Origin of the sequence: Aureimonas pseudogalii, assembly GCF_014196835.1 — a bacterium.
GTDB classification, from domain to species: domain Bacteria; phylum Pseudomonadota; class Alphaproteobacteria; order Rhizobiales; family Rhizobiaceae; genus Aureimonas; species Aureimonas pseudogalii.
On record NZ_JACIEK010000004.1, the window covers coordinates 180,633 to 192,969 of the forward strand.

At 67.4% G+C, this 12,337-nt stretch carries 10 protein-coding genes; 6 read left to right on the forward strand and 4 right to left on the reverse strand.

Features of this window, described 5'->3' with window-relative positions; translation table 11 throughout:
* Window positions 1-45: 45 nt before the first annotated feature.
* Entirely contained in the window at window positions 46-1,254 is a 1,209-nt protein-coding gene (gene metC, locus GGR04_RS10560) for a cystathionine beta-lyase (RefSeq protein WP_183199837.1), read from the reverse strand.
* A gap of 159 nt (window positions 1,255-1,413) precedes the next feature.
* Here metC and GGR04_RS10565 point away from each other — a divergent pair, with 159 nt between their 5' ends.
* The 5 genes from GGR04_RS10565 (at window position 1,414) to GGR04_RS10585 (ending at window position 7,465) form a co-directional block, all read left to right on the forward strand.
* Window positions 1,414-2,433, forward strand: coding sequence for an amino acid ABC transporter substrate-binding protein (locus GGR04_RS10565; RefSeq protein WP_183199838.1), 1,020 nt, complete (start codon window positions 1,414-1,416; stop codon window positions 2,431-2,433).
* 81 nt (window positions 2,434-2,514) lie between these two features.
* Complete coding sequence (locus GGR04_RS10570) at window positions 2,515-3,708, forward strand: amino acid ABC transporter permease (protein ID WP_183199839.1); 1,194 nt, start codon at window positions 2,515-2,517, stop codon at window positions 3,706-3,708.
* An 11-nt stretch (window positions 3,709-3,719) separates the two neighbouring features.
* Window positions 3,720-5,219, forward strand: a complete 1,500-nt coding sequence (locus GGR04_RS10575) for an amino acid ABC transporter permease (protein WP_183199840.1) — start codon at window positions 3,720-3,722, stop codon at window positions 5,217-5,219.
* A 94-nt stretch (window positions 5,220-5,313) separates the two neighbouring features.
* Window positions 5,314-6,111, forward strand: a complete 798-nt coding sequence (locus GGR04_RS10580; protein ID WP_183199841.1) for an amino acid ABC transporter ATP-binding protein — start codon at window positions 5,314-5,316, stop codon at window positions 6,109-6,111.
* Window positions 6,112-6,346: 235 nt separating this feature from the next.
* Complete coding sequence (locus tag GGR04_RS10585; protein WP_246393096.1) at window positions 6,347-7,465, forward strand: AI-2E family transporter; 1,119 nt, start codon at window positions 6,347-6,349, stop codon at window positions 7,463-7,465.
* Between the two features lie 329 nt (window positions 7,466-7,794).
* Here the strand turns inward: GGR04_RS10585 and GGR04_RS24290 are convergent, their stop codons facing one another.
* From GGR04_RS24290 to GGR04_RS10600, 3 genes are all read right to left on the reverse strand, one after another.
* Complete coding sequence (locus tag GGR04_RS24290; RefSeq protein WP_183199843.1) at window positions 7,795-9,852, reverse strand: OmpA family protein; 2,058 nt, start codon at window positions 9,850-9,852, stop codon at window positions 7,795-7,797.
* Window positions 9,853-10,022: 170 nt separating this feature from the next.
* Window positions 10,023-11,168, reverse strand: coding sequence for an FAD-dependent monooxygenase (locus GGR04_RS10595; protein ID WP_183199844.1), 1,146 nt, complete (start codon window positions 11,166-11,168; stop codon window positions 10,023-10,025).
* Between the two features lie 9 nt (window positions 11,169-11,177).
* A complete protein-coding gene (locus GGR04_RS10600; protein WP_183199845.1) occupies window positions 11,178-11,423 on the reverse strand; it encodes a zinc-finger domain-containing protein in 246 nt (81 codons plus the stop codon).
* A 129-nt stretch (window positions 11,424-11,552) separates the two neighbouring features.
* Between GGR04_RS10600 and GGR04_RS10605 the strand changes: the two genes are divergently transcribed.
* Entirely contained in the window at window positions 11,553-12,326 is a 774-nt protein-coding gene (locus tag GGR04_RS10605; protein WP_183199846.1) for an alpha/beta fold hydrolase, read from the forward strand.
* The last annotated feature ends 11 nt before the right edge of the window (window positions 12,327-12,337 follow it).

Consider the following 12,337-nt stretch of genomic DNA (forward strand, 5'->3'; position numbering starts at 1 on the left):
CAAGGCTGCGCCGCGGCCCGATCGACACGGCGCCCGCCCCCGGTTCTAGCCAAGAGCGGCTAGTCCGCCTTCGATGTCGCGTCGTAGGTCCGCCACGTCCTCCAGCCCGATCTGCAAGCGGATGACCGGCCCCTCTGTCGGCGCCTTGGCGACGACCCGGTCGCCGAGATGGGCTTCGAGCGCGAGGCTTTCGAAGCCGCCCCAGGAATAGCCGAGACCAAAGATGCGCAGGGCGTCGAGGAAGGCCGACGCCTCGCGTTCGCCGCCACCGGCAAGCACGATGGAGAAGAGCCCGCTCGCGCCCTTGAACTGTGATTTCCAGAGGTCGTGGCCGGGGAAGGAGGGGAGCGCGGGATGCAGCACGCGGGCGACCTCCGGGCGCGTCTCCAGCCAGCTCGCCAGCTCGAGGGCTGCGGCCTCGTGCGCCTTCAGGCGCACCGCCATCGTCTTGAGGCCCCGCAGCACGAGATAGGTGTCGTCGGGCGAGACGTTGACGCCGATCTGCATCTGCGCGTCGCGTAGCCGCGCGAAGGTCTCGCGATTGGCCGACACGCTGCCCATCATCACGTCGGAATGGCCGCCCGGATATTTCGTCAGCGCGTGGATCGACAGATCGACGCCGTGGTCGAGAGGACGGAAGAGCAGGGGAGTCGCCCAGGTGTTGTCCAGCATGGACACCGCGCCGCCGCGCCGCGCGACGTCGGCCATGCCAGCGACATGGAGCATCTCGAACGTGTTGGAGCCAGGCGCCTCGAGAAACACGACGCGGGTGTTGGCTCGCATGCGCTGCGCCAGTCCGGCGCCGCCGATCGCGGGATCGAAATACTCCGTCTCCACCCCCATGCGCCGAAGCAGCGTGTCACAGAACAGCCGCGTCGGACCATAGACGCTGTCGACCACGAGGCAGTGGTCGCCGCTCGACAGGAAGGCCAGTAGCGGAAAGCTGATCGCCGCGAGCCCCGAGGGCACGAGAATCGTGCCGTGCGAGCCTTCGAGATCGTCCAGCGCGTGTTCCAGCGCCTCGATCGTCGGGGTGCCACGTAGACCGTAGAGATATTTCTGGTCGCGGCGCCGCATGGATTCGGCGTCCGGAAACAGGACGGTCGAGGCGCGAACCGTCGGCGGGTTCACGAATCCATGATAGTCACTTGGGGCGTATCCAGCATGAAGTAGTCGCGTGGACGAGCCCATCGGGCTTTCGAGGTCTTTCGGGTTGCTCAAAACAGGTCCATTCTGCAGAAATTGCCGGCACATGCGACGCGATGCTAGCGCACGCTTTGGAAAAAAGCGCCAGAAGCTTGACCTGCAAATTTTTATGGCATGTGATCCCCGTCGAACAGTCTTCGTTCGTTTCGCTTGGCGCTGCTCTGACGAGCCGCCCATCCCCATTTCGTGCTGATCGAGGTTATCCTGATGAACTTGAAGCTCCTGACCGCCGCCCTCTGCCTCTCGGCCGTGGGGGTGGCTGCCGGAAGTGCCTCGGCGGCGACGCTCGGCGACACGAAGGCGCGCGGCACGGTCCGGTGCGGCGTGAACACCGGCCTGCCCGGATTCGGTTACCAGAACGACCAGGGCCAGTGGGCCGGTCTCGACGTCGACTATTGCAAGGCGATCGCCGCCGCGGTCTTCAACGACGCATCGAAGGTGGTCTACTCGCCGCTCTCCGCCGTGCAGCGCTTCCCGGCGCTCCAGAACAGCGAAGTCGATGTCCTGGCGCGCAACACGACCTGGACGATGAGCCGCGACACGGCCCTCGGCCTCGCCTTCGTGGGCGTCAACTTCTACGACGGCCAGGGCTTCATGGTGAAGAAGGCGCTCGGGGTGAATTCCGCCCTGCAGCTCTCGGGCGCCACGGTCTGCGTGCAGAGCGGCACCACGACGGAGCTCAACCTCGCGGACTATTTCGCCGCGAACAACATGCAGTACAACCCGGTCGTCATCGAGGCGCAGTCGGACGTCAACAGCGCCTATGACAGCGGGCGCTGCGACGTGCTGACCACCGACCAGTCCGGCCTCTACGCCTCGCGCCTCGAGCTCGGCACGCCCGACGACCACATCGTTCTCCCCGAGATCATCTCGAAGGAGCCGCTCGGCCCGGCCGTGCGCCAGGGTGACGACCAGTGGTTCAACGTGGTCAAGTGGACGCATTTCGCGCTGCTCAACGCCGAAGAGCTGGGTGTCACGCAGGCCAACGTCGAAGAGATGAAGGCCTCGACGAATCCCGAGATCCGTCGCCTTCTCGGCGTCGAGGGCACGTTCGGCGCCGATGCCGGCATGTCGTCGGACTTCGTGGTCAACGTCGTGAAGGCGGTCGGCAATTACGGCGAGATCTTCGAGCGCAACGTCGGAACCGGCTCGCAGCTGAAGATCGCCCGCGGGCAGAACGCGCTGTGGAGCAAGGGCGGCCTCCAGTACGCGCCGCCGATCCGCTGATCTCATTCGGCTGATACGATCCAGACCTGCCGCCGCCACGCGCGGCGGCAGGCTTCCTCCGCTTTCGACCGAAGGACATCCATGAGCGCAGAGACCGTACCGCTGACGAGGCCAGCCCGATCAGGCGGTTCGCTCCTGACCAACCCGACCGTGCGAAGCGCGGTGATTCAAGTGGTGCTGGTCGGAGGGCTCGCGCTCTTCGCCTGGTGGCTGGCGAGCAATACGGCGGAAAATCTCCGCAACGCCAACATCGCCTCCGGCTTCGGTTTCCTGCAGACCCGGTCCGGCTTCGACATCTCGCAGGTTCCGATTCCCTACTCGACCAACGAGACCTACGGGCGAGCCATCCTCGTCGGTCTGGCGAACACGCTCATCGTGGCGGGCACCGGCATCGTCTTTGCGACGATCCTGGGCTTTCTGGTCGGCATCGGGCGGCTGTCGCAGAACTTTCTCGTGCGCGGCATCTGCACTGTCTACGTCGAGACCTTCCGCAACATCCCGACCCTCCTCGTCATGTTGTTCTGGTACTTCGGCGTGCTGTCGGTGCTGCCAGGACCGCGACAGGCCATCGAGTTTCCCTTCGATTCCTTCCTGTCCAACCGCGGCCTGCAGACGCCGAGCGTCCTCTTCGGGGCGGGATCGCAGGCGACCTTCTATGCGCTGCTCGTCGGCATCGTCGCGACCTTCGTCCTGTCGCGCGTCTTCAAGCGGCGGCAACTCGCCACCGGCCAGCGCACCGGCCTGCTGCTGCCGGCCCTCGGATTGATCGTGTTCCTGCCGCTGGTCGTCTTCGCCGCGACGGGCTTTCCGGCGACGCTCGAAATCCCGCAGCGCGGCACGTTCAACCTCACCGGCGGCTTCCAGATCAAGCCCGAGTTCCTCTCGATCTTCCTGGCTCTCTCCGTCTACACGGCCTCCTTCATTGCCGAGATCGTGCGCGCCGGCATCCTGTCGGTGTCGAAGGGTCAGAACGAGGCGGCCGCCGCCCTCGGCCTTCGGCGCGGGCTCGCGCTGCGTCTCGTGGTGGTGCCGCAGGCGTTTCGCGTGATCATTCCCCCGCTCACGTCGCAATATCTGAACCTCACGAAGAACTCCTCGCTCGGGCTCGCCATCGGATATCCCGATCTCGTCGCGGTCGGCTCGACCGTCCTCAACCAGTCGGGTCAGTCGATCGAAGTCGTGGTGATCTGGATGACCGTCTATCTCGGCATCAGCATCACCGTCTCGCTGGCGATGAACCTGTTCAATCGCCGCATGAAACTCGTCGAGCGCTGAGGAGACCCACGATGGAAGAACAGGTCTCCACCTATGCCGGACGCGGCCAGTTGCAGCCGCTGCCCCCGCCCGTCGACACCTCGGGCTTCGCAGGAAGCGTGCGCCGCAACCTCTTCGCCACGCCGTTCGATTCGATTCTCTCCCTCGTCTGCCTGACGGTCGTCGCCTACGTCGTCTGGTCCCTCGTGCAATGGGGGATCGTGAACGCCGTCTTCGTCGGCGCCGACCGGTCGGTCTGCGTGCCGACGGAGGCGCGCGAGGTCGGCGCCTGCTGGGCCTTCGTCGGCGCCAAATTCCAGCAGTTCCTCTACGGCCTCTATCCGCTGGACCAGCGCTGGCGGGTGCAACTCGTGTTCGTGCTCCTCGTGGGGCTGACCGTGCCGCTCGCCATTCCGTCGCTGCCCTACAAACGGCTGAACGCGGTGCTGCTGTTTCTCGTGTTTCCGCTGGTAACGCTGGTGCTGCTGACGGGCGGCCAGTTCCAGCTTTCCAGCGCCGCGATGGCCTTCGTGCTGGCGCTGGGTGCCGTTGCCACATTGTTTCTCGGCGTGGCCCGCAGCAGCACGGTGGGCCGTGACCCGCTGATGAAGGTCGCCGTCTGGGCGGGCGTTCTCGCCGTCCTGGCGGCGGTCGCCTCCGCCTATGTGTCCAGTCGCCGCGTGATGATCTTCGACCTGCGCTTCGACATTCTCAGTACGATCGCTCTTGTGGCCGCACTCGCATCCATCGTGCTGGCGATCGTCGCGACCCGACGCACCGCGGGCGAGGCGGTGGGCCTGACGGGTCTCCTCGTGCCGCTGCTCGCCGCGCTGGGTTTCGTCGTCATCCTCACCTCGAATTTCGGGCTGGTGGACGTTCCCACCAACCTCTGGGGTGGGCTGCTCATCACGCTTACCGTGGCGCTCACGGGCATCGCGGCGTCGTTTCCGCTCGGCATTCTGCTGGCGCTCGGTCGCCAGTCGAAGATGCCGGCGGTTCGCCTCCTGTCGGTGGTCTTCATCGAGTTCTGGCGGGGCGTGCCGCTCATCACCGTGCTCTTCATGGCCAATTTCATGCTGCCTCTGCTTCTGCCGAGCGGCGTGAGCTTCAACCAGTTGTTGCGCGTCCTCGTCGGCGTCGCCCTGTTCTCGGCCGCCTACATGGCCGAGGTCATTCGCGGCGGCCTGCAGGCCATTCCGAAGGGACAGTACGAGGGCGCCGACGCCATGGCGCTGACCTACTGGCAGAAGATGCGCATGATCATCCTGCCGCAGGCGCTGACGCTGGTGATCCCGGGCATCGTCAACACGTTCATCGGCCTGTTCAAGGACACCAGCCTCGTCTCGATCATCGGGCTCGCCGATCTCCTCGGCGCCGTTCGCCGCGGCTTCAGCGATCCCGAATGGATCACCCCGGTGACGCCCGCCACGGGTCTCGTCTTCGCGGCCTTCTGCTTCTGGGTCTTCTGCTTCGGCATGTCGCGCTATTCCGTCTTCATGGAGCGTCGCCTGAAGAAGGGGCACCGCCATTGAGCCCGGCCATCGCCTTGGCGGCTTTCTTCGCCTTCTCGTCCTGCGCCCCGGCGGCGCGGACCTCTTCCCTCCTCTGATCGGGGCACCGAACTCCATGTCGATCGATAGCGTTTCTCCGGCTTCCGTCCCGACCTCGACCGGTCGCGCGGCTAGTCTCGGCCCGGTGGCGATCGAACTCGTCAACGTCAACAAGTGGTATGGCGAGTTCCACGTGCTGCGCGACATCAACCTTCGGGTGTCGAAGGGGGAGCGAATCGTCGTCTGCGGCCCGTCCGGCTCCGGAAAGTCGACGATGATCCGCTGCATCAACCGGCTGGAGGAGCACCAGAAGGGGTCGATCGTCGTCGATGGCGTCGAACTGACCAACGATCTCAAGAAGATCGACATCGTGCGCCGCGAGGTCGGCATGGTGTTCCAGCACTTCAACCTGTTCCCGCACCTCACTATCCTCGAGAACTGCACGCTCGCGCCGATCTGGGTTCGCAAGATGCCCAAGAAGAAGGCCGAGGAAATCGCGATGCATTTCCTCAAGCGGGTGCGCATTCCCGAGCAGGCCAACAAATATCCGGGTCAGCTTTCGGGCGGTCAGCAGCAGCGAGTCGCCATCGCGCGCTCGCTCTGCATGAACCCGAAGGTCATGCTCTTCGACGAACCGACCTCCGCCCTCGATCCCGAAATGATCAAGGAGGTGCTCGACGTCATGGTCGGGCTGGCGGAGGAGGGGATGACGATGATCTGCGTTACCCACGAGATGGGCTTCGCACGTCAGGTCGCCGACCGCGTCATCTTCATGGATGCCGGACAGATCGTCGAGGAGAACGAGCCGAAGGCCTTCTTCGAAAACCCGCAGCACGCGCGCACCCGGCTGTTCCTCTCGCAGATCCTTCATTGATCCCAAACGTGAATGGCGGGTGGCGTCGGTTGCTTCTCGCCGTCGTTCGTCAGGGCGTATCGGCCGGTGCTTGGTCGGCGTGCCCCCCACCGGCCGCCGAATGCCGTTCGCCTCCACCACATTCGCGGAACGCAGATCCAATCGTCACGTTCGCTTAGAAGTGCGTGGTGGGTGGTGGCGGATGCAGAACGATCGAGGCGATGTCGGTGAGCGGATGGAAGGCTCACCGCGGGGCTTGGATTCCGCCCCACGAGTCGTCACGCCTCGTTGGGCGGTCATCGGCATCTTTCTGATCCTTCTGTTCGGGGCGCTCTACCTATCGAAGAGCTTCGTGCTGCCGGTCGTGCTCTCGCTGCTGTTCATGCTGGTGCTCAGTCCCGTCGTGCGCTTCGCCCGCAGGCGCTTGCGGGTGTGGGAGCCGATCACCGCGGCAGTCCTGACGTTCGGCACGTTGCTGGTCCTCGTCGGCGGCTTCTACCTGACGAGCGGACCGCTCACGCAGATCGTCTCGAACGTGCCGTCCTATCTGGATTCCGTGAACGCGGAACTGGAAACGCTCCGCGAGCGCGTCCTGCGGTTCGAGACGGCGCGGAGCGAGGCGCGGGAGGCCGTCGAGTCGCAGCGTCCGGCGGCCCCGGCTGGAGACGACGGCGAACCGGTCGTCCTCAACGGACCCGGCTTCCTGACCAATGTCGCGTCGGCGGTGCCACAGATCGTCGCCAGCGTCGGCTTCTCGCTGATCTTCCTGTTCTTCCTGCTGTCGTCGGGAAACCTGTTCTACCAGAAGCTCATCGAGGCGATGCCGACCTTTTCGAACAAGCGCACGGCGCTGGCCATCGCACACGAGATCGAGCGCGAGCTCTCGCGCTACCTTCTGACGATCACCACGATCAATCTCGGGCTCGGGCTCGCCATCGGTTCCGCGATGTGGGTGGCGGGACTGCCGATGGCCGCAGTCTTCGGCGTGCTGGCCTTCGTTCTCAATTACATTCCCTATCTTGGCGCCATCGCCGGCATCGCGCTGGTCGGCGTCGTCGGACTGAGTTCGAGCGGGGAGCTGTCGGGAGCCATCCTGCCGATGGTGCTCTATCTCGGCATCACCTCGATCGAGGGCCAGCTCATCACGCCGGTGCTCGTGGGGCGCCGCCTGAAGATGAATGCCGCTGCCGTGTTCCTGTCGGTGGCCTTCTGGGGCTGGATCTGGGGCGTCGTCGGCATGTTCCTGGCGGTGCCGCTGATGGTCGGCGTCAAGGTCTTCGCCTCCCACATCCAGGCGCTGGCGCCGCTCGCCAACTTCATGTCCGCGGAGCGAGCGGAAGGGCCGAGCGACGAGACGATCGACCGGGGCGCTTGAGTGGCGAGTTGTGGCGCATCGGCCTTCGACGGCAGCGATCGGCGCAGATCGTCAAATTGACCCGAATTCATGGGGCAGATGATCGCAGCTAAGCTCGGCGTATGCGCGTCGAAGGTGTCAAGATCGAACATCACGCCGCACGGACGCCGTTCCAGACCTCGGCAGGGCAGGCACCCACATCGATCGCTGAATGAACGCCCTGCCGTCGCCACCGAGATGCTGCCGCAAGGCGCTCTCGCACGGCGCACGAGAAAAGGTTCGAGCCTTCTCGTCAATTCGTGAGACGAGGGCCGGCGAACGGATCGCCGGCCCCCCTTAGTCAATGAGCCTCACTTCGCTTGCGAGGTCACCACAGGCTTCACAAGCGACGTGATTCGCCGAAGCGTCACGCGCCGATTTTCCCGGTTTTCGCCCTGCGTATCCACCTTCAGGTCTTCCTCGCCATAGCCCTGCGTCACCAGGTTCTCGGCGGGAATCTCGAAATATTCGCTCAGAGCGGAGGCGACCGATTCGGCGCGCCGATCCGACAGCGCGAGATTGGCGACGTTGCTGCCGACCGCGTCGGTATGGCCTTCCAGCAGGAAAACCTCCGACGGGTTCTGATCGACCACGCGCTTCACCGCATCGGCGAGCGCCTGCAGGTTCTTGACCTGCGCCTGATCGATCTCCGCCGAACCGAAGCCGAAGGTGATCGTGTTGAGATCGATGCGACGCACCTTTTCGCGGATGCGAGGCGAACGGCGCACCTCGTCGAGCGAATAGATGCGCTCCACCGTCTCCACCGGCGGCGCGACGATCGTATCGTAGTAGAGTTCCTCGTCGGGCTCGGCGACGTCGACGATGTAGCGGTCGCGCGGAATGGTCAGTTCCAGCGGCGGCAGGTCGGCCCCGGCGTCGGTGTAATAATCCGGGCGCTGCGTGTCCTCGGCATAGGGATCGTAGAAGAGCACGTCCTCCCGGCCATCCGGTGAGATGCGCGAGCGCTGGATGACGTCGCCATATTCGTTTTCGATCGTCACCACCTCGACGCCGTTGGGGCGGCGAATGGTTTCACGCGTCAGCCCGCGGGGGAGCTGCTCGTAGCGGACGTCGCTGGAGCCGCGCGTCAGGCGATCATTGTCGTCGGACCGGATGAAATAGGCCGCCAGATCCCCGGCCGCGGCGCCCGCGACCGCGGCTGCGCCAAGCTGCAGGATCTGCCGGTTGCCGACGCGCTCCACCACCTGGACATTGGGCGGCAGGGTCGCCACGGGAGCTGCTTGAAGCCGCTCGCCCTGCGTCGCCGTGATCGGCTGGATCACGACAGGCTGCGCCAGTTGCTGCACGCGTGCGTCGCTGGCACCGACCTGCCCCTCCGGCACCGGCGCCGACTGGATGTCGGCCGCGACGGGACGGGGCTGCTCGGCTGGCTGAGGCGCTAGCGCCTGCGCCGGGGCCGCGGGGGCGGGAGCCGCTGCGCCGTTCGTGCCGGGCGCCGGCGCTACGGGCGCAGCCGCGCCGGGAGCCGCATCGGGGGCTGCGGGCGCCAAATCGGGAGCCGGCGTCGGAGGAGCCGGGGGCGTCCCCGGCACGACCGGCGCAGCGCCGCCCGGCGCCGGCGGTGCGGCGGGATCCACCGGCGCAGTCGGCGGCGCCGTCGGTGTGGCGGCGGCCGCGGGATCGCGGCTCGGCGTTGCCGGCTCGGCGCCTGGCGTCGGCGCACTCGGCGGAACGGGTGCCGCCGAGGACGGCGCGGCGGTTCCTGGCTCTGCCGCGGCGGGCGGCGTTGCGTCCGGCGCGGCCGCCGGGGCTCGGCGCGCGGGTGCGGGCGGCGCGTCCGTCACCGCTTCAGCGGGCGCCGGCGGCGTCGGAGTTGAATCCGCCGCGCTGCCGGCGGCTGGCGCCGGCGGGGTCGGCGCATCGATGGGGGCAGCCGGCGCATCCGCATTGCCGGCCGGAATGTCGTTCTGCGTTCCATCGTCCACGGGAAGCTGCGCAGGGTCACCCTGCGGCGCCGAGCGCGGCGGCGGGCCGGTATCCGGTGCGGACTGCACGGGGGCGGGGCGCTCGGCTGGCGCGGGATCGCCAGCCGGCTCGGGCGGTGCGGGCGCACGGCTCGGTTCGGGGGCGGGATCATCGGCCGGGGCCGGTGCGGGCTCCGGCGGGGCGGGAGCTTCGCGAGCCGGAGGCTCGGCAGTCTCCGGCGCCGGCGCGCGGTCGGGCTCGGGGGCGGACGGTTCGGATGGCGGCGGCGGCTCCGCGGCAGGGATCTCCGGCGGCGCGTCCTGGATCTGCGGCGGCGGCTGGTCGGAGGTCTGCGCCAGGGCTGCGATAGGCCCGCTCAGGGCGGTGGACGCCGCGAGGGCGGTGACGGACAGGAAGCGTCCCGTCGTCTTCAGGTTCAGCATCGGTCGACCTTTCAATCTGTCCCTTACAGATCCGGGGTCGGCGGTGGGCGGCGTTCGCTCGGCGATCTCTCCCAGCGCCGGTCCACTCGCGAGAGCGGCCACGGGCTTGATGTGAACCTAGGCGTGGGGCGCCGGAAGGGAATGACGGGCGGCAATGTCGCGTCCTGCCTTCAGTCGCGCAAAGGTGCGAGACGAGGGGGCATCCAATCGTAGAGCCAGGCGAGATCGGCGCGTAGCGAGGTTGGTGAGCGCTGCGCCAGAGCGAGATCGCGCGCGAGGGAGAGCGGCGTGGGCAGGTGGTAGACGAGGCGATGGAAGGCGACGCGCCGCATCACCCGGGCGATGCGCGGGCGTCGCAGGTCGGCAAAGCGCGACAGGGAGGCAGGAAGTGGGACGCCCGACGACACGCAGGCCGCCAGCACGACCGCGTCCTCCAGCGCCATCGCCGCGCCCTGTGCCGCATAGGGCGCCATCGCGTGCGCGGCGTCGCCGACGAACACCACGTGACGCCTCGGCATCATGCGCTCGCGCGCATCCACCGTCAGGATGGGCCACGTTCCGAGTGCCGTGCCGGCGTCGATCCCCGCGCGCAACTCGGCGTTCCAGTTCTGAAAGCCTTTGGCATCAGGCTGTGCCTCCGGCTGGATCAACACGAGATTGCAGCTCTCTCCGTCGCCGAGCGGGTAGGATACGGCATGGCGCCGCGGACCGAGCCAGGCCTCGATGCCGGGCGACGTTGGTTCCACAGGCCGGCGAACCAGATAGCGCAGAGCGGTCGCGCCGGTGTGCCGTGGTGGCTTTAGCCCGAGGCGAGAGGCGGCACGCGAATGCACGCCATCGGCCGCGACGAAGAGCGACGCCGTTTCCGGTTCGCCGCCGTCGAAGCGGAGATCCACCCCGCGTTCCGTCTCCGTGAGATCGACAAGCCCGGCGCCGAGACGCAGGTCGATCGTCTCCCGCGATCGGACTGCGCGCAGCAACATTGCCTGCAGCGCCGCGCGGTGCAGGGATCGGTAGCCGGTGCCGTCGGAGGCTTCCACGGGAATGCGGGCGAGCACCGCCCCGGTCCGGCCGGATCTCAGCGTGACGTCGCGGGCGGCGACGCCGACGCTCTGCAACTCGGCTGCGAGGCCAAGGGCTTCGAGCGCGCGGATCGCGTTGGGCGAAAGCTGGAGCCCGGCGCCGACTTCCTCGAGTTCGCGTGCCCGCTCGAAGACGGCGACCCGGTAGCCCACCTTGTCCAGCGCAAGTGCGGCGGCAAGGCCCGCGATGCCGGCACCGGCAATGAGCGCGCGCGGGCGCAGCGCGTCCGCCACCGTGGCGGCTCAGGCGGCCCGATCGTGATAGGCGCAGCCGGCGGGGATCGTCTCGTGCGCGGGAAGCGCGGTGTTCAGCTTGTAGAGCGTCGAGCAGTAGGGGCAGACCTTCTCGCCCTCGTCGCCCATGTCGAGATAGACATGCGGATGATCGTAGGGCGGGTTGGCGCCGACGCACATGAAGGCGTGCGCGCCGATCTGGATGACGTCGTGCCCGGCATCGTTCTGAAAGTGGGGCGTTCCGTGGCCGGCCATGCAGATCTCCGAAGTCCTATCGCGCGCGAATGGTGCGGACCATAGCGACGCCCCCGTGAAAAGAACAGGGTGGTTTCCGGCCCCGCCTTCGCGATAACCAGACCCATCGAAGGCTTGAGCGGGCGCACCATGGCGGACTTTCACAATGGCGGTTTCCGCCTCTCCTACATCGACGAGGGCGCGCGCGAGGGGCCGGCCGTGGTGCTCGTGCACGGCTTCGCCTCGAGCCTGCGGGTCAACTGGGTCGATCCCGGCTGGGTGGCGGCGCTGACGGCGGCCGGCTACCGCGTCGCGGCGTTCGACCATCGGGGCCATGGCGAGAGCGACAAGCCGCACGATCCCGCGGCCTACACGCCGGAGGCGATGGCTTCCGACGTGGCGGCGCTGGCCGATCACCTCGGCCTGCCGTGTGCGGCGCTGTTCGGCTATTCGATGGGCGCGCGCGTTTCGGCCTTCGCGGGGCTAGCCTACCGCGAGCGGTTTCCGCTGCTCGTCTTCGGTGGCCTGGGCCTGGGGCTGGTGGACGGCGTCGGCGACTGGGATCCAATCGCCGCGGCGCTGCGCGCGCCCTCTCTCGACGACGTGAGCGACGAGCGCGGGCGCATGTTCCGCGCCTTCGCCGATCGCACGCGCAGCGACCGCACGGCGCTCGCCGCCTGCATCGAGACCTCGCGCAAGGAGCCGACGCGGGCCGAGATCGCGACGCTGCGCCAGCCCGTGCTCGTCGGCGTCGGCACGCGCGACGACATCGCGGGTTCGGCCGCTGGGCTGGCAGACCTGCTGCCGAACGCGGAAGCCTTCGACGTCGCCAACCGCGACCACATGCTGGCGGTCGGCGACCGCACCTTCAAGAGCCGCGTCGTCGAGTTTCTCGATCGCCATCGCGCGATGATCGCGCGCTGACGGCGCGTCAT